A 26406-nucleotide genomic window follows, 5' to 3' on the forward strand; every position below is an offset into this window, starting at 1 on the left:
TTTATTTGATAGTTAAGGAGAATAGTATATTAAAACATAGTGCTAATCTTATTCATTATACATTATAGTAAGGAAAGTGAGTACAATAAAGATCGATCCTAAATTTATGGTGTATCTTTAATGATTAAATAATCCCAATAAAAAAATCAAGTACTATTTTATGAAAATCAATAGCACTAATATTTTCGAATCAATTAAAAGGCAAATTGCCCTAAATAACCTGAGGGATGCAATTCAATTACTTGAATTTGTAGATAAAAAATCTGAAAAAATATATTCAAACCAGATATTAAAAATTAAGGCAGACTTAAGGGAATACGAGGATATTATAATTAAAGGTACTGAGAATAGTGATGAATTAGGAGTTCGACGAAGTAAAATTATTAATCACACTTTAATTTTAACTGATAGAATAAATATCGAGAACTCAACTTATTTGAATGAAGTGAAGTTGGATTCTGATGAACAAGAAGAGTTTAATAGTTTATTTGGCACGCAAGAAGGAAAAGCAATTTCTAAAGATTTTAAGGAGCAAAACAAAGAATTAAAAAAGATAAAAACTTTTAATTGGATACTGCTTGCTGTGATAGTGTCCATATCGATTTTAGCCTATAAATATATGGATTTCAGCCAGAAGAAATCGTTCAAAAAAATTAAGACAGATTTAATTGAAATAAATAGTGATATAAACCATTTAACTACCTCATATATTAATTGGATTAATGAGTTAAAAAAAATTGAAGGAATATACTGTGAACGAATTGATGGAGATAACAGCTCACTGGCAATTTGTAAAATCTATGTCGATGAAAATGATAATCTTCGTTTTGATGGACACTATTATAACCTTTCTCCATTTAAGAGGAAAGGATGGTGGAATTCAAAATATGCATATTTTAAAGACAATAAATTAGAATATAACTATGAAGGATGGAAATACAACAGTGAGGAAAAAAGAGATATACCTATAGGCGAAAGTAATGATCTTGGTATAGGAAGCATAACATTTTATTTCGATGGTCAAAAATTTCATGAAGCGAAGGGCACATATTTATCTCCGGATTGGGAAAAAAAATCTTTTAGCCTTTTAAAACTTGACGCAAGTTATATGCAAAATTGCAATCTTGATCCCAATAATTATACAATTAAAGAATTGAATGAGTTTGTTCGGAGAAATGGTTCTGATCTAATCAAAGAGTAATTATTAATTGGCTTTGCGGGCTATCTCTTATCTGAACTCCTCTACTCTAAATTCGAAAAAAAATTGTTTTAACTTCAGGTTTTGGGATTAAATTTATTTCTTATCCAAAGCTATGTATAAAATCAGTAGGGATCCATTTTCTAAAGTGTAAAATAATTAAGACTTAATTATTCATTAAAATCAGCAAAAAATCTTTTCTTCTGTTTTTTAGTTAGTTCCCCGACCTGCCCGAAGTCTTCTCCTTTTTTAATAGCCTTTATAATCTCACTTATGTCCAATAATATTGGTTTTATTTTAATTAAGCCATCATTCGTTCCCATTAGTAATGATCGATTATCTTTAGATAATTCTGCAATTGAAATATTATCTCCTTCTTCCGTTAGATCTAGGATTAGTTTACCACCATCTTCTATTGACCATATTTTGATTGTATTGTCTTTGGAACAACTTATGATAAATCTTCCATCTGGTGAAAAATTAGCATATTTTATACCACTAGAGTGACCTGTTAATTTTAAGAATATTGAATCTGTAAAACCATTACTGAAATCATAAACATGAATCGTTCTATCTTCTGAAGCAGTTAAATATAAGGTTTGATCTCTAGAAGCTTTTATTAAATTAATTTTGGCACTATGACTTTTCAGAGTACCAACTTGATTGAATAAATATTTTGAGCTAGAACTTAGTTTATCTTCTTTAACTATTTTGTAAAATTCAACATGGTTATTAGGTGTTATTGCAGAAAGTAGGCTTGTACTATTATCAAAAGTATTATCATTAAATTCCATAATAATAGATTCCCCAATTCCTATAGTTGGAAACTTGGAGGACCATTTATCAATTTGCATGCACTTATCCAAGTTACTATTCCATATCAATGCTTCGCCTCTGTTTGTAGATGTTACTAATTGTTTGCCTTCTGCAAAGAAATTAATGGAGTTGAACATTTGATTATCTTTTAAAGTACACCTATTAAGTAGACTTATAGAATCGTTCCTAAATACAAAACTCATCAACTCGTTATTTCTAATTATAGAGAAATAATCCTTAAAATGAGGATCCGTATTATTGTATATTGGTATTGATCCAATAACCTTATTTTTACTGTCATTTGAAATTAATAATGGTTTACCAAATTCAGAAATTTGGACTTTGGCGTCTTGATTCTGTAATGAATAAATACTGGCCATTCCATTTTGAAAAGTTGCCAAAATATTATCTTCATTATTTAAATATTTCAAACTCAGTATCTCTGCTTGTTGATTTGAATCATAAACAGTTGCAGCTTTCTTTTTCATAGGCCATTGGCGAATCTTTTTGTCCGATACTGTAATTATGAAATCATCATTTTTGGAAAACCACATCTTAGTGAGGTTTATATGACCTGATAGAGTTGCAAGAGGATTACCTTCGAGATCCCAGAGTTTAACGTTTTGGTCATCTCCAGATGTTAAGAAATAATCTCCATGGTTAGAGATTTTCAAACGTTTTATTTCCGAAGAATGGGGATTATCAATCTTATGAATTCTCTTACTCTTCAATATATCATAAATGAATATGTCATTACCTACTGTTGCAACAACTAAGTTTTTCTCTTTAGAAAATGTAGCGTGTTTTAATTTTTGATTACCTACTTTTAGACTGAACTCTAGTGGGTTCTTGATCCTAACTGTATTTGAATCTATAACATTGAACTGGTTATTCAAAAATATCTTACCATTTTCGTAAGCACACAAAACAATTTTATCCTCATACAGGTGCGCCAATGGCGATAGTTCATTGTTTCCGTGCGTATTATCACCCGCTTCATATAATTTGCCGTTTACAAAATGATAAAAACGTACAATTTTTCCTTTAGACTTAGTGACAATTTTGTTTTGGGTTACAAAATCAGCGTAAACCATATTTCCTCTATAGGTGTCTTTGTCAAGGAGAAGTCCTTTTCTGTTATAAATTCTGACTTCTCCATTGCGACTACCATTTGGAGCATCTGATGCTGTTATTACAAAGTTTTCATCTGGATCAAAAAAAGCTGTATTGACTGCAGCATGATGCTTTATACATATTGTATCATTGTTCTTGAGATTTCGCAATACGACAGTACCGTCTAAGGATGAAGTAAGCAAAAAATCCCCTGATTTATTGATTGATATTGTATTTATTTTATCCTCATGTCCCGATGGAAAAGATTGAATTGAATCTGATGGAGAACTAAGATTATGTATTTGGATACTTAAATTTTCAGTTGCCGCAAATAGAATATTTTTACCTTCATGAACTCTTATACCGGTGATCTTTTCGTTATTAGGATTAAGATAGGTGTTGGAGAACTTTAAATAGTTTGGCACATTATAAAATGAACGAATAATATTCTCAGACCTTTCAAGGTCATCTTTGGCAAGAATAACGCTATCTTTCGTGATATCTTTATAGGCTTTTTCAGCCAATCGAAAACTCAATGTAGCGTCATTTGCGTTTATTTCAGCAAAGCCAATTAGAGTTTGTTGCTTAACTTTTTTAAGTTCGTTTAGTTGCTTTAGTGACTTTTTATTCAAATCATCTGCAGCTTTTTTTTCTTTACTCAATTCAACATAAAGCCAACCTGAAGCCACTAAGAAAATACCTAATAAGAAACTCAATTGCTTTATTCTTTTATTTTTTCTTTTTAACCTTTCGTTTTCTTCCTTTTCCCTTTCCTTTTCTTCATTCAATTTTTTGAGCTCAAGAAGTCTTTTTTCAGTTAATTCTTTTTGTTTTCGCCGAGCTTTTGCTTTAAGAATTGGGGCCATCAATGAGTCATGGCTAAGTTCATAAGAGAACGCGCCTCCCTCTAAAGGTTCAGATCTAAGTAAATGACTGTCAACAAGTGCTTTAATAGTGTTTTTATTAATTTTTTGCAGAAGTTTACCCTCAAAAATGGCTAGTCTTCTTTGTTGCTCATCGTCATCAAACAATAATTCATCTTCAATAATTTCAACCGCTTTTCTACGCTGTTCTATGTCATTAATTGCATTTATTCTCTGTTCATAATAATTTCCAATGATTGAATCAAGATCGTTAACATCCTCAAGTTGAATTATTTTAATTTTTGAGTCAATTACCTTTTCTTCGATGGAATTACAAATTATTTGAAGTTGAGAGCTTTCAATTTGCTTAGTTTTGCCTTTATTTAAAAATTTTAGTATATGCTTTAAAGCTTTTTCACTAAACTTAAAGGTAGTACTATCGAACCTTCCTTCGATTTTGGCTGGTAATTCAATCGCTTCTTTTGCAGAAGACTCATCCAGAGGACCAAGTTTATACCAATTGCTGCTATTCGTTGGTAAATAATCTGACATTTTTGCTAAATGATGCAGCCGATCTTCTCTTATTGAGATAAGAACTCTTAAGTTTAAATTTTTCTGAAGCAAGGCCAATTCATCATCTTTAAATGGCATGTCCTCATCCGAGTAAAGACCGAGAATATCCCAATACCTTTGTGGTGTTGGTGTATTTAAGACCTCGGATAGCTGTTTCCTAAATTCAAGTTGGTCCTCAAGTGAATATGTAAAGAATTCTTCAAACTGATCAAATATTAGAACAGGATTTGTTTCTTCATTTTCATCAATGCTATTCAATTTATTAATTGATGTTATCTGGCACTCTTTTAAATCGTGCCACAAAGATTTTTCATCTTTAATAAGATTATCTAAATAGGTATTTACACTTTCTTTACCTGCTCTAACTCTTAATCCTGTTTTTTCAACTGGGCTCAAGTTCTCGCTACCTTTTGGTAGAAACCTAACGTATATTGGTCTAAATTGTTTCTCTTTCTCAATTTTCGGGATTAATCCTGCATTAATTAATGAGCTTTTGCCAAGCCCCGATTTACTGAATAATATTGTAAAAGGTTCTAATGAAATTCTCCGATATAATTCCTCAATGTTAGTTTTTCTCCCGAAAAAAATATCTTTCTGAGCTGCTTCAAATGGTTTAGAACCTGGATATCTATATGATTTCAATTTATTTATCGGATTTTGTTAATCAAAAGGTTAATCATTTTAACTATAAATTTTCAATCAATTTTTCGTACTCATTTATTAATTCTAGATAATTATAAGCTATCAGCTTTAATCCACGTCGCTCTTCTTCTAGGCTAATAATTCCAACTTGTCTATGCTCTTTAAGTTTATTGTAATCACTAAATTGATTTATCAATTTAATTAAAAGTTCTTTGCCATTTTTACCAATTCCTTTCAAGCTTTCTTTTAACACATCAGTAACTTTATCAAAATTATTTCTAGAAATTAAAACTTGTAAGCTTTCAATTTTCGATGAATTTTGTTTCTTTTTCTCTTGGGGGTCCTTAATTTTTTTGAGAAGTCCATTTTCTTTACATTTTGCATGTAATTGATTGATAAATTCTGAAATTTCAGAATTAACAAATTGTATCTGGTATTGCTCGGTACAAATATGTATGTCCTTATCGGATAGATTTCCAGCCGTTGAAAATTTAGTCTTTCTTTCGTCCTTATGTTGCCGAAGGACTCTCATAAATAAATGAACAAACCACTGATGAAAGGACATTCCTATAAACAAAAAATACTGTGAATTTAAGATGCTATTCTTAATTGAACGAGACATACTATTGCCTTTAATAATACTTTCAAAATAATCATAAAAATCATCGTAGGTGAGTACTAATGAATTACGCTCATTTAATGAACCAAGTAAATTATAAATTAAAGGCTCTTTAATTGATGGGATATAATCACTTTCTAATTCTGGCATATTCTTTACATACTCTTTAGACTTGTAAGAAAATCCATGGGCTTCAAAAGCATTGTCAAGATGATTGTCAGGTGTTAATGACAGAAATAGATGAAATTTAATTTGTGCAATTTTTTCAAGTAGCTTTCTGGAAGTAGGGTTTATAATTTTGTTATAATACTCTTTTACAGCTTGATAAGCTGGACCGTCATTACCACCTGGATTTACATGGAACCAGCCATTTTCTTGAACCTTGATATTAAGTTCATCTTCCATTGATTCAAGATAATTAGACAAATAATCTGAAAAGGATAGAGAACGTTCTTTATTAACAGGTTCTTTTCCTAACAAAAATAATTCTGGACCAATACAAACGACACATCGCTCGTCTTTTATCCCATCTATTATTGATTTCCATTCATATTCTCCTAGCATTTCTTTAAATTTTTTATGTTTTAAATTTCAGATCAAAAATCATCAAATGTATCAGGTTCATTTTCAAACATATCTAAATAAGTAAGCACTTTATGCTTTATTTGAGCTAACCAAATTCTATAATTCGTATCATCGATAATACCTTTTTGCTTGCGGCTTAGAAGATCATTATACTCTCCTGAAAGCATTATTATTCCATTAAAGTGAGATTTGAAGTGAGATTTCGACAATTTTAACAATGGCGAAATAGATTTATTAACATTATTTAAGGAGATGTCCTTTCTTATGGATGAAATTAACTTTTTGGCCTCATTATAAGAACTAATAGAACTGGCTGACTGTGATATCTTGCTAATATCAATTTCTTTATGAGCATTAGTGAGATTGTATGATTTAACTAATTCAGATAATACCTGTTCATTTATTTTACCTGCTTTACTTATATCTGTACTTGATTTGCATAGGAAATAATCTGAACTTAATTTTTGAATATTATTAATAATTGGTCTTTGAATATGATTATACTCTTCAACTCGTTTTGGGACTTCTCGCAAAACATGATATAATAAATCTATCATACTCACATAGGGCTCCCCATTACTTGCATAACCTTCTAAAGCTTCAAGTACTACTTCTGTAAAAAGACTATTTTTAGCTTCCGGTAATATTACAGATTGTTCATCATCATCACATGATGTAATAAAAACTTTACCTTCACCAGTCTTTAGTCTTTTCAAAAGCTCAACATTCGAATTTACCATGTCATTATCAGAACTTTTAAGCTTCAGCAAAGGTCTCTCATCAATCATACCTGAAGCATGACAGCAATCTAGCATCACTAACATTTTTTTTGCATTTATCTTGTTGATTAGATTAGAAAACTCTTTACCATTAACCATTGTATTTTCTCTATCTAAAGAATTAGCTCCATGAGTCAATAAGTAGTAGTCATTGGATGATTCATTCTGAATCTTCCCTCCATGTCCCGAATAATATATAATTACTGTAGCGTCATCCTCAGCTTCTACTTTCTCCACTATATCCTCAAGTGAGGATAAAACATTTAACCTATTGGCTTCTTCGTTGACCAATACCTTGACATTCTCCTTTTTATATGCAGCTTTCTGAGAATTCTTAAGCAACTCACCTAGGACTTTGGCATCATCTACTGTTACTGGTATATCGTGACCACCAACACCAATTAGTAAGGCATAAGCATTTGATAGATTCAAACATTCCAAATCTTCGACTATTGAATTTAGGCGTTTTTTAAGACTATTAGAAGTTTTTTCTGAATTTATGAGTTTTTCAATTATCTCACGCTTTTGTTCTGAAGACCATGTCTTATCTTCATCAATATCAAGGTAGGTGTGCAGATTTGGTTCCATGTGAAGAAGCTGTAGTATTTCGGTAGAATACATCATCTCCTCTGATTCATTTTGGTTACCTTTCAACCGTAACATAATTCCCAATAAATCTAATATCCCATTTAAGGAACATCTCGCTTTTTTAGATCTCTTCAATGTATTCCAGTCAGGGAAAACATCTAATGAATCATTAGCTTTTAGAATGCCTTGACCATAATATTTTTTATATTTTTCATACGATTTATCAGCGCTCTTGAATAGAGCATACTTTACAGCTTCAACCTTTTTCCATTTCTCAGATGGATCAAGATTTGATTCGATTTCCTGTCTATGAAAACTTAGCCATAATGCTGCTGCTGCTGCTATTTGTGGTGTCGCAGATGAAGTACCTCCTCCGTCTAAACGATAAAAAATATTGTTCTTCTCCTGGTTCATAGTAGCCCAAACGGTGTTGGGAGTATAAGCGGCTATTGAATTATCCATAACCCTTTTTGGTCCAAAATTACCCTGCATAGTTTCTCCTCCTTCCGTCTTAGTGTTAATTTGTGCCTTAAAGACATAAGGTAAATGATTCGCAGTAACTCCAGTAGCAGATATTACTCTTTCCCAACGAGCTGGATATAACGTTTTTTTTGGTAATAACTTCTTAAATTCTCTATTCCAACTATTGCCAGCCGCTGTAACTATAGTTACTCCAGCTTCATAGGCTCTATTTATGGCCTGTGCCCATTGATTAGTTGGAGCACCCGCCATAGACATTGTAACAACCTCACAACCAATATCAATTGCATAATCTATTGCCTTCACAAAATTTTGAGATCGAATTAAAGCAACTGTATCACAAATTCGTATAGGAATAATCTCAGCAAATGGTATAGCGCCCAATTCGTCATTAAATGAAATCCCATTATGATTTATTGAAATTTTCTTTCCTGCCAGAATTGACATTGTAGCTGTGCCATGGCCATCCTGCTCTTGAAAAGAATCTTTTGTAACGTCAATTGCTGGTCCTTTGTTTTCATCTTTTAAAAAGCTAATACCTTTAGTCATGAATTTTGGAAGACCTGGATGATTCGGTTGATAACCAGTATCAATATGAGCTATTTTTATACATCTATCTTTCTGAACCTTATTCCAAACTCGTTCTTTAGCTTTTCTTAATTGAGAAAAGTTATCCAATAAATGCCATATGATACGATTTTCAATTTCTGGTGGAGATGGCCAATTCTGTAGATATGGTCCTTCAATTGACTTAGTAACTAAGTTATCTTCAATATCATTATTATAAAGATCATTTGTAATATTCGGTTCCGTAAAACCTTTATAATCTGTTTTCTGCCTGTATCGATGAGCTGCATCCCAAGGGGTCTCACCTTCGGTAATAACATTGTTACCAAGCCCGTACGTGCTATCAATGGACTTAGTAATTGGGGGGGCGATTAAAATTTCAAATTCTTTCAAATTACAACAGATTAATGGCTTGTATCACCGTTAAAAACTGCTATAAATTAGATCTTTAATAAGGGATGAAGTACTAATATTACAATTTTTTAATTGAATATCAATAAATTATAGTCAAAGTTCAAGATAATAGGATGAAGAACTAAAATTACTTATAATTAATAAAAACTAATTGTTTAACTTTTGTATAAATTAAAATATTTGAGTTACTCTTTTAGTTACCCTAGATTAGCTTGATATGCAAATGCTTGATATCACTAATAAAATTTACATAGGTTCTAGATGAGGGAGTTATAGTAATATTGATTTAATACCCGAAAAAAGGCAAGGACAAAGACATTGGCATGGGTATTTAAATTATATTTTAGAGATTTAATCATTAATCTCAAAAAATATGAAAGTAATCTGTATTGAAAAAAAAGCTTTTTACAAAATCATTGATAAAGTTATTGACCATGTTGAAAAGAGGTGTATTGCCAAAAATGAACAATCTAAATGGGTAAGTGGCAAAGAAGTCATGAAATTGCTCAATATTAAATCAAGAACAACTTTACAAAAATTACGTGATGAGGGAAAAATTCGTTTTTCCCAGCCACAAAGGAGAATTATTCTCTATGATCGTTACTCCATAGACAATTATCTAGAACAACATGCTAAAGAAGTTTTTTAGATATGAGCCGATTAATTTTGTTAATCGGCTCATTATTTTATGTATTTTTGAGCCAATTAAGTAATGTTATCGGCTCATGAAATATAATTGGCAACAAAAAGATTGGACAAAATTCAGCTATGATATAAGCAAGCTGGAGGAACGAATATATGCTTTTGCTGAAAAATCTGGACGTATTAGTGGGATTCTAAAAACAATGTCCAAAGAAGCCCATGTACAAACGACGATTGATATTCTAGTTACTGAAGCCATTAAAACATCTGAAATTGAGGGAGAATATCTAAGTCGAGAAGATGTTACCTCTTCTATACGAAATAATTTAGGGCTTAATATCAAGGCAGAACAGGTTAAGGATGAAGAAGCCAAAGGTATGGCGACATTGATAACAGATGTCCAAAATAGTTATGCTGAGACCTTAACTAAAGAAAAGCTATTCGATTGGCATAAAATGGTATTTCCCAATGTTAAAAATATTAATATTGGAACATGGCGTACCCACGAAGAACCCATGCAAGTGGTATCGGGTAGAATAGATAAACCAACGGTGCATTTTGAAGCACCTCCATCTAATAGAGTGCCTTTAGAAATGGAGAATTTTATCAATTGGTTTAATGAGACTTCTCCCAGTGGAGGTAATCCAATTAAGCATGCACCCATACGGTCAGCGATTTCTCATTTGTATTTTGAAACGATACACCCTTTTGAAGATGGGAACGGTCGAGTTGGGCGAGCTATAGCGGAAAAAGCATTATCTCAAACAGTTGGTTATCCACTACTTTTGAGTCTTTCTGTAGCTATAGAAGCTAAGAGAAAAAATTATTATAATGCTTTGAAATTTGGACAAAGTAGTAACGAAATTACAGCTTGGTTAGAATATTTTATTGATGTGATATTACAAGCACAAAGTAATTCAGAAGCTTTGATTGATTTTACATTAAAAAAGACAAAACTATTTGATATTTACCAAGATCAACTTAATGATAGGCAATTAAAAACTATAATGCGTATGTTGCAAGAAGGCCCAAAAGGCTTTGAAGGTGGTATGACTGCGAAAAAATATATGCGCATTACCCAAACATCTAAAGCTACTGCTACAAGAGATTTACAAAAACTGTTAGAGTTAGGTGTTTTTAAAGTTCAGGGGGATGGTCGAAGTACATCTTATCAAATCAAGTTTTAATTGTTAGTACAAGAGTAATAAACCTCTACAATATAGGTTCCGGATGAGGGAGTTTTATAACCAAAAGAATGAGTGATTCATTAACACAAAAACTAAAGAATAAAGACAAACTAAAATGGAACTACTACATAACCAGAAACCCTAGATAGGTTTTCATCATTAATTTTTTTAATTGTATTATCATGATAATCTGATAAAGAAATAGACATATAAGCTAAGAAGGATGCACCGCCCACGATAGCATCGACATCTATAATACTTTTGGCATTATCAGGAATATCACTAACCTCCTTTATAACTACACTAACCGGTTCAGATGGAATCAAATCAAAAGATTTCATTCTTTTAATAAATTTTTGTTTTATGGAATATTCAATAGTAGAATCCGTAAATTCAAAATGATCAATACTCTTAAAGTCGAAATTAACAATAGATTCAGCATTTCTTATAGAATTTAATCCGATTTTTTGTAATAATGAACTTTCCTTTTCTTTTTGAATAATCGAGTTTCGTATATCTTTCCAACTATGAATTCCAAAATAAATGGCTTTATTTATAGCTTCTTCATTTCGAAGTCCTTTACCTATAAATTCCTTATAAGCATTATTAATAAAGGAATAAATTTTCCATTTGGACTTGACTAACTCAAAATCTTTACAAGCCAATTTATAGTTGTCAATCCTTTGCTCAACTCTTCTTCGATAATCATCTATATCTTCATTAAAATATATTTTGGGCAATAAAAACTTCCATGGAGCAAAAAGTCTTAGACATTCTTCAATAATACTTTCATCTCGCTTTAACTTTTTGTATTTACCTTTAGTTTTAGCAGGGAGCTTATTGATGAATGAAATTAGCGTTTTTATATTTTTAGGAGTATCACTTTTATTGTCAATGGTTTCTAATAACTTTTCAAGAAGTCCAACAAATGTAGTTATCTGAGTTTTAAAATTCTTACTGGACGGAGAAACACTTCTATGTAACTCAAGCAAAATGTCTTTAATATCATTTACAGAGCATATAATAGGTTCGAAATCATCTTTAAAATAAATTACTTTTCTATCAACATTTAAACTCCCAACATTTAGTAAAGATTGAAAATATTTACTACTCGCAAAATATTCTTTAAAAACGTTGCGAATAGATTCAATTTTTAGCCAGTAATTTTGATTTTCAGCCATTGTTCTTAGGCCAAGTCCACTATCAAACTCTAACCAAACTATTTCCTCTGGCAATAAACCTATCGGCCATGTAGAATCAAATATCAATGCACAGAATTTTGGTATAAGTTTAAGAGTACTATGCTTTTTAATTTTTGAGTAAGTATCGCTTTTTGATAAATCATTAACCACATAACCTTTACCATTCGAAGCCGAATTGTATAAAACCACCTTGATATAATCCAAATAATTCTCAGGATCAAGTAAGAAAGTTTGTTTGTTTCTATCACTTCTAAGAAAAGCATAAAGACCAATTGCAAATCTCCTGGTAATCAATATTTCTTTGATTGCAACTGTTTTTTTGTCATCTCTTTCCGGAAAACAACTCGTTCTGACTTTAAAAGTATCTGTAAATTTTAAACTCCAAATACCTTGTTTGTTATTTTGACTATTGAAATTATTAATAAAAGTGTCAAGGTTTTGCTTTACTAATCTTGAAACATGGTTTTGATAAGTATAAAATGAAAACCCATTCTTAAGTTTATGATAGGTTGAAGCTAGATTAGCCCATTCTGTTGCCTGTGGTCCATTATTTATTTCAATCCAATGATCATCTCCAAGTCTAACTATTTCATCTGTGAGAAAGGCTAGATCATATTTCTCATATTGATTAAAATCTATTTTGGAGTAAATATTAATTTGTATTCCATAGTATTTGAAGCTCTCTATTAGAAATTTCCTTTTTAATCCGGAATAAGCAATTTTACCCACATTTCTTTCTGTTTCGGACAAATACTTCATAAAGTCATAACCTTGTTTCTTAGCTGGCGTTCCATCCTCTTTCTTAAGGCGATAGTCACAGATCACCAAAGCTATCTCTCTAAAAGCTTTGTCAGCTTCCCATTCGTAAACTGCATCTCTAAAAGTCTTACACAGAATTACTTTTTCTTCAGAACCAAGTCTGCTCACCAATTCTTTGAACAATGGACTTTCCTCATTTTCTTCATCATCAAGCCATAACACCTTCCAATGTTTCCATTTGGGTAGAAGCTTTTTACTTTCCTCTGTGGTCGATTCTGGTAAAACAATTTCGCAAAGACGTCTTAATGATCTTAATGCCTCAATTCCTGAGACGTCAATATTTAAAACCGAATCTAATTTTGGCAAAGGTTTATTCAAACTATCGTAAATCAATTTCACTAATTCATTTCCTTCACTTATTAAAGAAGGTGTTAATTTTTTAGTAACATTAAATTTTGGGGTTAAACTATGAAATCGTTCTTCAATAACCTGTTCAATACCACAGCAGTGATTTTTAACATCGTATAATGATAAATCTGACAATGCCTCAAAGCATTCAAATTCATCAATCCATTCAGTAGATGACGTTGGTAACTGTATAAAACCATGCCCTGGGAAGAACATAATCTTTGAATTAAGCACTCTCGTTTTATAATAATCTTCATGCAAAAAGGATACAAACAGTACCTTATTCATATAATTTTTCCTTCTCAGTTCCTGAACAAAAGACACTCCATAAAAATCCTTTCTACTAACTGTTTCTTTACTAGAACTAATATCTAATTCACATAGCACTACTAAATTATCATCTATTTTAACGTCATCCAACTCCATAAAATCAGCTGGAGATATACCAGTAATTCTATCATCTAAACTATCAGTATTTATATTATAATCTATATAATAAATCATAGATGCTTTAGTTATAAGTGAACTTATGTTCGTATAAAATTGGACATATAAGCTTTCTGTAAGTACTATCTGTTCATTAACAAATACAGAATTTATTTTGAGAATACCAAGTCAACCAAAAATATCACAAACATTTCATTTTCAGATACCTAATATAATTTTTTTCTACTCATCCACAACATAAATCTTATTGTTCTCTAATCCATGAATTGATATGTGCCCCAAATCTATGACTTCTAACAGGTATTCAACATGTTTGTCGGAAATTGTTTCACCTGGAAGTATTAATGGAATACCGGGAGGATAAGGTGTTACAAGTGTGGCACTTGTTAAACCTGAAGCCTCGTTGATTTTTTTTGCCGTTCTTTTACCGTAAAAAAACTCTCTTGGCGATTTATCTTTATAGCCTAGATTATTAATCTTTGGAACCATGGTTTCTTTCCTCTTTTCAATGGGTACTTTCGGTAATTTACCTGCGATACAGTCTTGTTCTAGACTATATAGAGTGGTAATAAGTGTCGCCGCTTTATTTCTATCGAACGCTGTACCAATTGTAAAAAGAATTTGTATGCAGTTTTTAGTGTGTTTTATTAAATCTACCTGAGCATTTTTTCTTATATAGTCAAACGCATCTTTAGCATTAATTTCCAATTCAGAAATATCAAAGGATATCTTAAGAGGGTCGAGAAATATTCCTTCGCCCTCCATATCATAACCTATCGAACGGAATTCTTGTTTTAAATCCATCTCACCGACAATTCTAATTTTCTCAAAAGATTGGTCATGAAAGTCTTCTCTAAACATTTCTGCTCTCTCTAAGGCTTGACTAATTAATTCAAAGCCTTCCATTCTCATTTGCATAGCTGCGACATCCATTGAAGCAATTAATTGGTACTGCGGTGACGTGCTAGTAAATGTATTGTATATGTCCTTAAAAAAAGCCATATCTAAGCTTGCATTAGCATTGACATGAATAAATGCCGACTGCCTAAGCGCCGATAACATCTTATGAGCACTTTGTGTCACATATTGAACTCCATTTCTTGTTGCACTAGTGGGTTGAAAAAGAGGATGAAAATTGGAATACCCATACCATGCTTCATCTACAAAAAGCTCAGTCTCATATTCGTCACACAACTTTTTTAACCTTTTAATATCCATTACAAAGCCCTCATAACTACATCCCGTTACAACTAATAGTTTATAATAGCCTTTATTTTTTTCTTTAAATTCAGCTTCAATATCAGAAATTGAAGGAGGTGCCATGATTTCATATTTCTGAGAATAAAGTGATTTCACATAAGTCGGAGACGCTCCAGACATAATCATAGCGTAATGGATTGATTTATGACAACTTCTAGACACCAATACAGGATCATCAGGTTTTAACAATGACATTAGAATGATATTATTAGCAGACGAGTTACCATTAGTCACAAAAAATGTTTGTCCTGTATCAAATGTATTTGCTACCTTACGTTGTGTCACACCAATAATATTCTTAGCAGAACCTTTGGCAAAAATTGATCCAAATGTCTTAGGAATATCATGATCAGCTGTGAACGTTCTTTCTCCAAAAAAGTCATAGAAATGTTTTGCATATACAGAATTTTTCAAAGCTTCACCACGATTATGACCTGGTACATGCCAACTATTGCTAGATCTTTTTACATATTTCTCAAACTTATCAAAAAAAGGAGTCTCAATATCGCTAAGCATATCTCTGAATATTCTAGTTAAAACGGAAGTTGCGTCTCTTCCGCCTTTAAGTATCTTGTCCTTCCAGATAAAGTCGTCCTTAACGTTAGGATGCTTTCTAAATCTTTTAAAGTTAAGATTATTCCTATTTCGTGATGACTGAGGGTCATGAGCAGATATCCCAAATATTTTTATTGAAGGGTTTTTAGTGATGATTATATCTACTAAGTCGGCACCGAATACATCTTGCCATTCGGCTTCATTTTCTGGCTGACGTAATTCCCAATCTATGAGAATAGCTTTAACGTTACGCCATTTTTTGGATTCAAGAGCTGAAATCAATTCCTCCGAAGTTGCAAACCCAAGAACCTCAATTTCAAGATTTTTTAGTTCCTCTAATTGAATTGAACTTAAGGCTTCTTTTAAATTAGTTTCTAGTTTTGATGATACGTCGTCATCAAGAACAAATAGCTGTATGGTCTTATTTTGCCGCATAGTTAGTAATGTTTTTCTCTATCTTGGCGATGATAGAATGATTATACTTTTCATTTTGAATGTCGTGTTCAAATTGTTCCGTAATTCTATCCTTTTTAAGGAGTTTATAATAGTTAGTAATTTCAAAACAACCTTTAGAGTGCATTATCTGAATATCTGGCAAGTACAAAAAACTAATATCATGTAAACCAAAAGTTTCTACTTTATAAAAGTATAAATCTAAAAATGAAGTAAATATTATCTCATGGTATGAAGCCCCCCCAAATCTTAAAAGGAGCATTTCATAAACAGTTCTGTCAATAGAAGCCTTAGAATCTCCCATATGTAATATTATTTTGCAGGGTTCATGTTGAGCCTTTAAAAATTCAGAAATTTTTGTTATCTGTTTTAAATTTGGGAAGGACCGAACTAGTCCACTTAAGACATCGGTTCTCCCAAAAAAATAATCTGGATTGGTTATCATAAAATCGAAGTTGCTTAACTAAATGTCTGACAACAGCACATCTCTTAGGGAAGAAAGCAAGTGTTGCTGGCTGTCATCGTATTTATAATTCTCTTGTTGTACATCATTTATGAATTTTTTTGTGCCCTCATGTATGTTTTTTTTTGAAATCGTATTAAGTCTTTCACCATATTTATTAACAAAACCATTGGTAATAGGCCTACCACTGTAGATAGTATGAAGCAGATCTAGTATTTCTTTTAACTCAGAGGTAGCTTCAAATAGACTCCATAGTTTTTCAAATAACTCTTTGCTAATCTTCTTCTGTTCTCTTAGGGTATATTCTCCAACATCAAGCAACCATAAATAGTATCCTTTTGCTAGTGAATCATCTTTATCCACGTTATGATCTAAAAAACCAAGGAAGCTATTTTTATCCATAAGCTCTTGCAGATCAGGATTTGTCTTACTATGGAACACATAAAAACCTTTAGCATTTGTGACAATATCTGTCAATTCTACTTTTGTGTCATCATGAAGTATAAAAACAAAGCTATTATTGCACCCTTCTATTTCATATTTTACTTTGTTTAACTCGTCAAACTCAACAACAACATCATCAGTTAGAAATATATCTTTAATTTTTTCTTCGGTAGTAAAGAAAACCACGACTCTATTATCTTCCATTTTTATTCTTGTTAATTGGCTTTGCAGCGTATAATAATTCGCTTAAATACAGTTTAAATCTTTTTTTAATTAAGTATTGAGATAGCATAGAATAACTTACAAAAGGGATATTATTTGGTAAATTAGCAGGTTGACCTCTACCTGAAGTAATTACTATTTCCACATCATCAAATTCTTTTTTGATCTCTTCCACTTTATCTAAAACTTCCTCTTGTTTCTTTTTGGAAGATCTATGATCTGCTATCAATATTTTTTCAATTACACCTAGATGTATTACTATAAAATCGATTCCTTTGCATACACGCTCTTCATGTTCATAAAACTGTTTTTGTATAATTTTAATAATTTTCTTGGTATAATTAGTATCATAGTTTTTCTGGTTTAAATCAATTTCTTCTTCCTGCGGAATATATACGTTTATCATGTTCCAGAATTCGTGATAAGTAATAGATCCAAAATCATCATTATTTGATAAGGATATTTTGGATTCTGATTGTTTTTGAATTCGTTCATCTAATATCAACACATTAGTAACTGATGCAGTTAAAACTTTATAAATTAAGATTTCACTTTCAACTGAATTATCATTCTTGAAATCAAAATTTTTCTTTATACGGTGAACAATCCTATTATTTTGTGAACCATAAATATGATGATGTTTTGAGAAGTTTATTCCTCTAAATTCTTTACCATGATCATCAAAAGAATATGCATACTTGCGGTAAGCTTTTTCAATCAATAATCTATCTGGACTGTTCCCGGAAATCAATCCTTTTTTCTCAAACAATCTTGAAACATATGCGCTCCAAACCTTTAGAATTAAACTTTCATTGTACAGTTTTCGCCTGTTATTTTTATTCGCAAAATGATATTTTCCAACTGTATTCCATGAAATCCTTCGAACTGGTAAGTTCATACTGCTTTTGTAATCTTGAAACGTATCGTTTATAAGACAGATATCATGTAAAATAGCATCATCTTGTTTTACAGAAGGCTCTATCCATATACCTTTCCTTTTTGACTCTTCTAAGTCTAAAGTATTAATGAATTCTTCTTTTTTGTCTATGATAAAAATGTCCTTAGGCTTAGGTAGGTAAAATTGAAACCCAAGGTGTTTTTTCTTATAAGCAATTGCTCGGAAAATTTTTAGAGAATTTTCTCCTTTACGTACTTGTTTATTGAATTCTTCAATTCTGTAATTGTCAAAAATTAGTCGGTATTTGTCATCCTGAACCTTATGAGATGGAATCCGTCTTAAGTAGGCTGCACATACTAACATCTCAATCATTCCCATACCTTCTTCCCGGAGTTCAAAATTATCTTTATCAATGATATCACTATCGATTAAAGCGTTTAATTCAAGAGCAATTTTCTGTGTTTCAGTAATTATCAGTTTTTCGTTTTGATTCTTTTCACTATAGGTTTTAAACCACTTTAATATTTTTTTTACCTTTTCATTTTTTTCATCTTTATAGTTTTTCTTAAAAGTGTCAAGGGAATATCTAACTGGTTTATCTTTTCTTTCTACATTGTCAAAAACAATCACTTTATAGAACGATTTATCTAAATGTGATTCCTCGACTTTGATAGTGAAGCATACATCATCAGTTTCACTAGGAGGACTATGTTTAGCAGTGTTACGGATTATATTCTCAAGTATGATATATAGGGCATGCTGCCCAAGTAGATCATTGGAAATTGAAACTCTCAAATCTTCAACCCCATCGGGCAACTCAATCTTGAACTTGAATTTAAAATCTTTACTTAAACCACTTATTCTGTTTAATAAGTATTTATTCTTATCGAAAGGCTTGATTACTTCTTCAATAAAAAATTTTGAAACTTGAAGTAGTGGTGGCCCTGTTACAATATCTGCAAGAAACTCCATACGTGTTTGCACGTAAGAATTAAAAGTACTTAGATATTTTCTATAAAGAACCCATAGAACATTACTTTCCTCTCTACCCTTACTTAAGGCCTTTCTTACTTCTTCAAAAATTGTTAATGAATGATCTTCATCTTTAAGTCCAACTCCTCTATACTGCTCATTTTGAGGAGCATCAAGATAATTTTCGCTATTTAATAGTAATGAAAGCATGTTTAAATCTTTGGTTGTAACCATTCTACTTAACACATGAGACCCAATATTATGAGACAGAGTTCTGAGAAACACTTTAGCTATTGCATTATGGAATGACGCTCTCTTTTGTTTTTTAGACAAGTTTATTCTTTTTTTATTAATAGAGTCTTCCAAGCTTTGCTTTTCAATGGCGTAAATTGATGTAAGTATGGGAAGTAGATTCTTAACTTTTTGATTGATATTCTCAGTACATTTCGACCTCATATATATATCTGTATCTACTTCATCCTTTATCATAAGGATTAATCCGCTTATTGATATAATATTCCGCCCATCTATTTTTGGAGTCATTGGAATAAAAAACCATCGCACTGGAGTTTCCCAAAATGCTCTTACTATTAAGTGAATTGATGGATCAAGAGTAAAATCTCCCTTAACTTTTTTAGAGTAGTTGATTTGAGCAATCTTGCTCTGATCTATTGTTATTCTTGGTTCCTCCAAACTAAGTGTTACAACATTTTTAAACTCTTCCTTATATGGAATCATCACATTATTTGTTTCTTCATCTCGATTATTATATAACCAAGTGTAAAATAATTTGAGTTTATCGGTTGTTTTATTTTCATCATCTACAAATCCCAAAAATTTTAAATCTTCCTTCCAAGTTGATTCTCGATACACTTTTTTGCCTTTGTGTATCAGGTTCAATCTGTTATGTTTGGTTTTTTTCAGATAATCTTTAAGTGGATCATTTGCGTCTGAAATACACCATTTTAATTTTCCATAAAACTTGTTTTCTTTATTCGATTGATTTTCTAGAGCTCGAAATCTCCTCGAGATAACGAAGTAGGTCATCATAAATGAAGCATGACCTTCACAAACGTCTATGTACTTCGCTTTTTCATCCGCACTATACTTAGTTTTTTCGACTTTTTTAAAAATACTAAAGGGGATTTCGGCTTCGGTTTTAACACCGTCCCTTTGCTTGGTTATTTCCCATCGAAGTTCGTTTAAAGATATATCTTCCGATAAATCTATGGTTTCTTCGAAATCTTCGGTCATAGATTCTAAATCTAGATAAGCACTACCTGACCTAAAAGGATACCAATAGTCATCCTCATAAGAAATAGTTTCATTTTCTAAGTTTTGTACTCTAAACAATGGGGCTGCAATTACAAAGTCATTCTGCTTTAGATATTTTAAAAAATCTTTGTTATATTTCATATAACATCTTACGGAGCGCATAGGATTTTTAACTGATTCAGATGAATCATCTCTGTGATTGAAAGGACATTCTTTAGCATTCTTTTTTATGCACTCAACACAATCTTCATCCATATAATGAAACTCATTGTCATCAGCATCATATCCAAATAAGTACATACTCTTCCTTTTATGAATGTCATATATGATATCTTGTATGGTCTTTGTTGAAACGTCGTTGTTCATCTTAAACTCTCATTAAATCTTTTTTCCTAATATGAGGACTGTATTGAATTTTTCAAAAATTACTTCGGTACTAAACCCTACGTCATTCATCCATTTGATATGTGATTCCTTTGAAGCCAAACTATTAAGATACTTATGATGATAAGCCCATTCTTTGAGCATCTCTTCACCTTCCGCATTTTCTACTAAAAAATGATAATGCTTAGCCTCATTAATGGCAGCGAATTCTTTATTATCATAAGTCATTAAATCACCCAAAATAAAGAGTCCACCTCTTTTTAATGAATTATATATTTTAAGAATCATGGTTTTTTTGTTTTTGTCACTCTCTTGATGATGAAATCCGATAACACATATAACTGCATCATGTTTTTGAGGAAGTTCAATGGCTGAATAATCTTCCAAAAGATATTTACAATTAAGCTTGTCTAATTTATGTTTAGCACCATTCAGCATTTTTTCAGAAAAGTCAACAAGTGTAAAATTCGGGTTCTTAGTATTTTGGGCAATAGCAAGCGTAGTATTACCAGTTCCAACGCCAAGTTCTAATATTCTTGGATTAGGAGGTAAGTTTTTAGCAATACGAGCAATTTCATTATGCAGTACTTTATAGCCTGGAATTGTACTTACTATATCCCTATCGTATTGTTCTGTAGAATAATAATGATAATTTAAATCTTCTGGTTTTATATTTGTCATGCTGTTGCATTCTTTACAAATTCTCCACTATTGAATAATTGAGAATACTTAGTTAAATAATAATCAACTCCATTTCCTGAAACTGTCCTTATAGCATTTACTAAATAACTTACATCTTCTTCTTCATTCTCCAAGCCAAAACTCACCCTCACCGAACCTGGAATTAAAGACATATTTCCAAATTTTGCTTGTTCAAGAATTTTTTCATCTGATTTTACATTCATAATTCGTCTCGAGAATTCGTAGACACAATATGATCCTGCACGTGTTCCTATTCCATATTCATCATTTAAAATCTCTGCCAATAATCGACAAGGAAATTTTTTCAGGTTAAAAATCAACAAACTTGTATTCAATAATCCATCCTTATTTTCATTAACATATAGTATTAATCCTTTTATGGATTTTAATCCTATGTATGCCCTATTTACCAAGTTTAATTCGTGAGTTTTGATTTTTGAAAAACCAATATTTAATAACTGCTTGATGGAAAAATGTAATGCTCTTGCTCCGACATAGTTGGGAGTACCAGATTCATGCGCTTGTTCATTTTTCACTCTTACTATTTCACCACTAGCCGATATATAAGGAAAGTTTCCACCGCCTATTTGGTATGGCCAAAATGCATCAAATATTTTCTTGTTACCCACTATAGCTCCAGATCCAAACGGAGCATACATTTTATGCCCTGAAAACAAAGCAAAATCCACATCTTCTTCTCTTACATCAAGTTTTTCATGTTGTAATAATTGACAAGCATCTAACAAAACCATAGCGCCATACATATGTGCAATCTTACTCATTTGTTTAATTGGTGCTCTATATCCTGTTACATTCGATTTACCTGTAACTACTAAGAGCTTTATTCGGTCATCAGGTAATTTCGACGAGTTTTCTTTGAATACGCTTTCAATATCTTTTAGATTAAATGAAAAATCCTCTTTGGTCTTATGGACTATAACCTTTTCCCTTCCCTTAGTTAAAATAGTATCATTATAAGTTTCCGTATTGTTTTTTAATGCGTCTTCCAAGGATACTTGTTCTTTGTTTTGATGCCTTCCTTCATGGAACATCCACGGAATTAAACTAGAGGAATGCTCAATATCAGAAACTAATATCTTTCCTTTTATTTGAGAAAACATATAAGCAACAACATTAATTCCTGATGTCGTATTGGGAACAAAAACAGCATAATCATCCTGTCTTGCATTTACAAACTTTTTTACTGTATCTCTAGCTTCTTCATATTTGTTAGTCGAAATTTTTGATTTTTTACCAGCGCCTCTATGGACACTTCCATATTCAATTAAATCATTTAGCACACCATTTTCAACAGAAGCAAATGGCGGTGTTGTCGCTGCATTATCCAAGTTAACATACCTTCTCTGCTCTCCACATGGTAAGTTAACATCGTAAAAAAAATATTTATGGTTGAACAAGTTTTTCATTTAGCAAATCATGAATTAGTTAAAAAATGAATTAATCTTTCATTCTTGGGGTTATTAAATATTTCAATAGGAGTACCTTTTTCCAAGAAAAGCCCCTTATCCAAGAAAAAAGTGTAATCAGATATTTTCTTTAGGAAGTTCATCTGATGGGCAATTATTAGAACCATATTACCTTCATTAGCATAATTTTTTATAAGCTTTCCAAAATAGTCCGTCCATTCGGGGTCTAGAGCTGAGGTTGGTTCATCGAGAAATAAAAATTTAGGCCTCATAGCAAATGTTCTTGCTTGAACTACTCTCTGCCTCAATCCGCCAGACAGTTGATGAGGTAGAGACTTATAATGATCTTTTAAAGCAAACCGCTCAATCTCATAATCTACTTTGCTTTTAACTTCCTTTTTGGACAAACCAAAGGACTTCATTAAAGGCAGGGCTATATTATTGTATACATTAAGATGAGGCCAAGGTTCCGCTTGTTGAAAAACGGCAGAATAAAGTAGTCTTTGCTCTTCTAAACTCTTGAAAACATATTGAATATCACCTTTATCTAGTTCTTCAAGCTTGCATAGACTTCTGATCAATGTCGTTTTACCAGAGGCGTTGGGTCCAATAATTGAATAGATTTTATTCACTTCTAAAGTTATAGTAACTGGTCCAATACCTTTTTCAGGAAAATATCTTTTTTCAAGATTATTTACGATTATCCTATCTATATCTCCACTCACAATTTAGAATTGATAAATTAATTAATACCCCTTATTAGATTTCTTCATCATTGCCTTTAGCTCATAACGTTTTGACAAAAGCGTCCCAGGTAATAAAATCACGAGAAAAACAATTGCTAATACTGTGTAAAACTCTAGAGGTCTATAGGTTTGACTTATGATGTCTTGTGTAACACTCAGTAATTCTGGAACTGCAATAAACGACGCTAAAACTGAAAGCTTAATACTATTAATATATTGACCAACTATTGGAGGAGTCATATTTCTTAAGGCAATTGGTAAAACAATATATCTAAGATTATTCCTTTTAGAAAAGCCTAGTAATTCCCCATAGTCTTTATGGAGTTCAGGAACAGATTCAATTCCTGCATCTACAATTTCAGCAATAAATACTGCCAAGTTCAAAGAAAGTACTATAACAGTAGTTGTAAAGGCATCTATGCTTATCTGAAAAAAAATAGGAACACAAAAATAAAACCATATTAAAAGCACTAGTGCAGGTAGTGTTCTTATGATATCAATAAATCCAATTGTTATAATTCGAATAGGAAAGAAATTAACTCTCTTCAACAATCCTAAAAGCAATCCAATTACTGACCCAATAAGGATTATATAAATATTAAGTTTAATAGTGACATAAGCAGCCTCTATAAGCTGTTCCTTATACTCAATGACCCAATCCCAATTCCATTTATACATCTCCTTTACTTATCCGTTAATGGAAAAAAATATTCTTTTTTATCGTGCATTAGAGGCACTCCATATTCCTTTTCAAACCTGTACATCTTTCCTGAATTGATCATATAGTCAATACTCGTATTGATAAAATTCAACCAGACTAAGTCATCTTGTCTAACGGACCATGAAAAATATGTCGTTGCTAATGGGTCATTACCTAAAACCTCTACTAATTGGGGATGCTCCCTGAGATATGTAAATACCGTAATCTGATTCATCAATCCAATATCTGCCTGATCTGAACCAACAGCTGCTAAGGGCAATGTCAAATCAGATCCACTATATGAGACAATATTTTTTTGATTTTCAAATTCTACTCTCACTAAATCAGATATTGCGCTTCCTTGTAATACAGCTACCTTAACATCAGGATTGTCTACTCTTTCCCAAGAGTCATAATTTTCAGCATTTTCTTTTTTTGTAATTCCTGTATATCCACAATAAAACAATGGATGAGAAAAAGTCACAACTGCCGACCTTTTTGGTGTTGCAAAAGTAGCTCCTATACATATATCAAATTTTTTAGAGTTTAACTCTGTATGAAATGTTGCTAATGTTGTAGGCAGGTAATTAATCTTAATAGTTGGATTTATTGACTTTGTAATTTCTTCAAACATATCAATAAAAACACCCTCTAATTTTCCGGTATCAGGATTTGTCATAATAGTAGGTTCAAAAATGAAATAACCAACGTTAATTTCGTTTTTTTCAATAATTCTACCGAATGTGTTAGTTGATTTATTGCTTGATACTTTATCTTTACTATTATTACAACCAACAAAGATAAATCCTAAAGACAATGTTAATCCAAATACAAATTTTGCATATCTATTCATTGTTCTAAATATTTTAAGTTAATACTTCTAGTTTTGGTATCGGTTAGCATTAGTTAGTAAATTATTTTTTGATGAAATCTATATTAGGGTAAAGGCAAATTTTTAAATCTAAGTTGAAGAATCAAGATTAACTTATTAATTAGCAACACATATATTTCTCCTCAATAAATTTTCAGCTTTATTCATACAAGACGCTTTCAGCTTTTTTTAATAAAATTTGATGAACAGATGCTTCTAATTCACTCTCTAAAATTTCTTTTAATGCAATGATTTTTTTAATTTCTGCATCGTCATTAGCTCCATCTAGCTTTTCGCTTATATCCTGAATTCTTGAGATTATCAATTCCTGCTTTCTTTCTAGAAATTTTACTTCACGAGCATTATCCTCAGATTTGAGCTCATTTTTCAGACTTCTACTTTCTTTTTCAAGTTTTTCTTTAAATTTAGGTGACTGGAATGATTGAAATAAAGTTGAAGCATTGTTCCTAGCAGCAAGAAGAGTACCTGATACATCTATTATAGACGTCGTGAAATTATCAAAATATGATTGTGTTTCTTCCTGCACTATTTTTCTTCCTTCTGATATTTCTTTTTCTAATGCTATAAAAAATTCATTAGTATTTGATCTATTTAATTTATCTATCCAGGTATCCTCTAGAGCATAAAGTCTATTTTTTAATTTAGCTGATGCCTCCCAAAATAATCCTTCAAATTTCTTGGCACCAAACCATTGAGATGTTACTTTATATAGACCTAAAATAATAGTTAAAAACATAGTTATAATAGCGCCTGAAGAGGACGCGGCTGTACCCTTAATAGATTCAACCTTTGTTAATGCGAAAATTGAAATAGGTATTAGTATAATCAAAACGATACCAACAGTATATAATATATTTTTCTTCCTAGTTACTTTTCTTATTTTATTAATATACCATTCAATATTTAAATGATAAATCCTGATATATTCCCTTAAACTTGCAATGCTATCTTTCCCTAACTTATTGGCATCAGTAAAACCAATTTTTTTTATCATAACCTTCAATTCATCCATCTCCTTGGCGGGATTCTTGATTTTCTTGCCTATATCAATAAGCTCGAAACCATATTCCAGCTCTTCTCTTTCTTTTAACGACATTTGATCCGCGTAGTCTTTTTTTTCTAAATACATAA

17 protein-coding genes are annotated in these 26406 nt (G+C 31.4%); 3 read left to right on the forward strand and 14 right to left on the reverse strand.

Annotated features, from left to right (window positions below; genetic code table 11):
- Positions 1–160: 160 nt before the first annotated feature.
- A complete protein-coding gene (locus Q4Q47_RS18510; RefSeq protein WP_303308127.1) occupies positions 161–1201 on the forward strand; it encodes a hypothetical protein in 1041 nt (346 codons plus the stop codon).
- 167 nt (positions 1202–1368) lie between these two features.
- On the opposite strand, the gene Q4Q47_RS18515 is transcribed toward Q4Q47_RS18510, so the two are convergent.
- Genes Q4Q47_RS18515 through Q4Q47_RS18525 form a run of 3 tightly spaced genes read right to left on the reverse strand, consistent with a single transcriptional unit; the run spans position 1369 to position 8934 of the window.
- Positions 1369–5205, reverse strand: coding sequence for a WD40 repeat domain-containing protein (locus Q4Q47_RS18515; protein ID WP_303308128.1), 3837 nt, complete (start codon positions 5203–5205; stop codon positions 1369–1371).
- A 43-nt stretch (positions 5206–5248) separates the two neighbouring features.
- Complete coding sequence (locus Q4Q47_RS18520; protein WP_303308129.1) at positions 5249–6388, reverse strand: SIR2 family protein; 1140 nt, start codon at positions 6386–6388, stop codon at positions 5249–5251.
- 32 nt (positions 6389–6420) lie between these two features.
- Positions 6421–8934, reverse strand: a complete 2514-nt coding sequence (locus tag Q4Q47_RS18525; RefSeq protein ID WP_303308130.1) for a S8 family serine peptidase — start codon at positions 8932–8934, stop codon at positions 6421–6423.
- 676 nt (positions 8935–9610) lie between these two features.
- Between Q4Q47_RS18525 and Q4Q47_RS18530 the strand changes: the two genes are divergently transcribed.
- Both Q4Q47_RS18530 and Q4Q47_RS18535 read left to right on the forward strand, forming a co-directional pair.
- Entirely contained in the window at positions 9611–9886 is a 276-nt protein-coding gene (locus Q4Q47_RS18530) for a helix-turn-helix domain-containing protein (RefSeq protein ID WP_303308131.1), read from the forward strand.
- 76 nt (positions 9887–9962) lie between these two features.
- The gene (locus tag Q4Q47_RS18535; RefSeq protein ID WP_303308132.1) at positions 9963–11066 is read left to right on the forward strand and encodes a Fic family protein; all 1104 of its coding nucleotides are present in this window, start codon (positions 9963–9965) and stop codon (positions 11064–11066) included.
- A 110-nt stretch (positions 11067–11176) separates the two neighbouring features.
- Here Q4Q47_RS18535 and Q4Q47_RS18540 read toward each other — a convergent pair whose 3' ends face one another.
- The 11 genes from Q4Q47_RS18540 to Q4Q47_RS18590 form a co-directional block, all read right to left on the reverse strand.
- Positions 11177–13939 (reverse strand): hypothetical protein, encoded by a 2763-nt coding sequence (locus Q4Q47_RS18540; protein ID WP_303308133.1) that lies wholly within the window; start codon positions 13937–13939, stop codon positions 11177–11179.
- Between the two features lie 165 nt (positions 13940–14104).
- Positions 14105–16132 (reverse strand): aminotransferase class I/II-fold pyridoxal phosphate-dependent enzyme, encoded by a 2028-nt coding sequence (locus tag Q4Q47_RS18545; protein WP_303308134.1) that lies wholly within the window; start codon positions 16130–16132, stop codon positions 14105–14107.
- Positions 16119–16454, reverse strand: a complete 336-nt coding sequence (locus Q4Q47_RS18550; protein ID WP_303308135.1) for a hypothetical protein — start codon at positions 16452–16454, stop codon at positions 16119–16121. The genes Q4Q47_RS18545 and Q4Q47_RS18550 overlap by 14 nt, the downstream gene beginning before the upstream one ends.
- A 159-nt stretch (positions 16455–16613) precedes the next feature.
- Entirely contained in the window at positions 16614–17261 is a 648-nt protein-coding gene (locus tag Q4Q47_RS18555; protein WP_303308136.1) for a hypothetical protein, read from the reverse strand.
- Complete coding sequence (locus Q4Q47_RS18560; protein ID WP_303308137.1) at positions 17251–20790, reverse strand: hypothetical protein; 3540 nt, start codon at positions 20788–20790, stop codon at positions 17251–17253. Before Q4Q47_RS18560 ends, Q4Q47_RS18555 begins: the two co-directional genes overlap by 11 nt.
- Positions 20791–20802: 12 nt before the next feature.
- Complete coding sequence (locus Q4Q47_RS18565) at positions 20803–21489, reverse strand: class I SAM-dependent methyltransferase (RefSeq protein ID WP_303308138.1); 687 nt, start codon at positions 21487–21489, stop codon at positions 20803–20805.
- Complete coding sequence (locus Q4Q47_RS18570) at positions 21486–22937, reverse strand: aminotransferase class V-fold PLP-dependent enzyme (protein ID WP_303308139.1); 1452 nt, start codon at positions 22935–22937, stop codon at positions 21486–21488. Before Q4Q47_RS18570 ends, Q4Q47_RS18565 begins: the two co-directional genes overlap by 4 nt.
- A gap of 8 nt (positions 22938–22945) precedes the next feature.
- On the reverse strand, positions 22946–23662 hold the full coding sequence (locus tag Q4Q47_RS18575; protein WP_303308140.1) for an ATP-binding cassette domain-containing protein: 717 nt from the start codon (positions 23660–23662) through the stop codon (positions 22946–22948).
- A gap of 21 nt (positions 23663–23683) precedes the next feature.
- Positions 23684–24361: an amino acid ABC transporter permease gene (locus tag Q4Q47_RS18580; RefSeq protein WP_303308141.1), complete on the reverse strand. Its 678-nt coding sequence runs from the start codon at positions 24359–24361 to the stop codon at positions 23684–23686.
- A gap of 5 nt (positions 24362–24366) precedes the next feature.
- Entirely contained in the window at positions 24367–25236 is an 870-nt protein-coding gene (locus tag Q4Q47_RS18585; protein ID WP_303308142.1) for a substrate-binding periplasmic protein, read from the reverse strand.
- Positions 25237–25414: 178 nt separating this feature from the next.
- A complete protein-coding gene (locus Q4Q47_RS18590; RefSeq protein ID WP_303308143.1) occupies positions 25415–26404 on the reverse strand; it encodes a hypothetical protein in 990 nt (329 codons plus the stop codon).
- Positions 26405–26406: the final 2 nt, after the last annotated feature.

This window comes from Flavivirga spongiicola, assembly GCF_030540825.1.
Lineage (GTDB): Bacteria > Bacteroidota > Bacteroidia > Flavobacteriales > Flavobacteriaceae > Flavivirga > Flavivirga spongiicola.

Excerpts from the sequence above, each read along its gene's own strand:
- Q4Q47_RS18510 (WP_303308127.1), top strand. The coding sequence starts at position 161 with ATGAAAATCAATAGCACTAATATTTTCGAATCAATTAAAAGGCAAATT.
- Q4Q47_RS18520 (WP_303308129.1), bottom strand. The coding sequence starts at position 6,388 with ATGCTAGGAGAATATGAATGGAAATCAATAATAGATGGGATAAAAGAC.
- Q4Q47_RS18530 (WP_303308131.1), top strand. The coding sequence starts at position 9,611 with ATGAAAGTAATCTGTATTGAAAAAAAAGCTTTTTACAAAATCATTGAT.
- Q4Q47_RS18535 (WP_303308132.1), top strand. The coding sequence starts at position 9,963 with ATGAAATATAATTGGCAACAAAAAGATTGGACAAAATTCAGCTATGAT.
- Q4Q47_RS18540 (WP_303308133.1), bottom strand. The coding sequence starts at position 13,939 with ATGATTTATTATATAGATTATAATATAAATACTGATAGTTTAGATGAT.
- Q4Q47_RS18545 (WP_303308134.1), bottom strand. The coding sequence starts at position 16,132 with ATGCGGCAAAATAAGACCATACAGCTATTTGTTCTTGATGACGACGTA.
- Q4Q47_RS18550 (WP_303308135.1), bottom strand. The coding sequence starts at position 16,454 with ATGGGAGATTCTAAGGCTTCTATTGACAGAACTGTTTATGAAATGCTC.
- Q4Q47_RS18555 (WP_303308136.1), bottom strand. The coding sequence starts at position 17,261 with ATGGAAGATAATAGAGTCGTGGTTTTCTTTACTACCGAAGAAAAAATT.
- Q4Q47_RS18560 (WP_303308137.1), bottom strand. The coding sequence starts at position 20,790 with ATGAACAACGACGTTTCAACAAAGACCATACAAGATATCATATATGAC.
- Q4Q47_RS18565 (WP_303308138.1), bottom strand. The coding sequence starts at position 21,489 with ATGACAAATATAAAACCAGAAGATTTAAATTATCATTATTATTCTACA.
- Q4Q47_RS18570 (WP_303308139.1), bottom strand. The coding sequence starts at position 22,937 with ATGAAAAACTTGTTCAACCATAAATATTTTTTTTACGATGTTAACTTA.
- Q4Q47_RS18580 (WP_303308141.1), bottom strand. The coding sequence starts at position 24,361 with ATGTATAAATGGAATTGGGATTGGGTCATTGAGTATAAGGAACAGCTT.
- Q4Q47_RS18585 (WP_303308142.1), bottom strand. The coding sequence starts at position 25,236 with ATGAATAGATATGCAAAATTTGTATTTGGATTAACATTGTCTTTAGGA.
- Q4Q47_RS18590 (WP_303308143.1), bottom strand. The coding sequence starts at position 26,404 with ATGTATTTAGAAAAAAAAGACTACGCGGATCAAATGTCGTTAAAAGAA.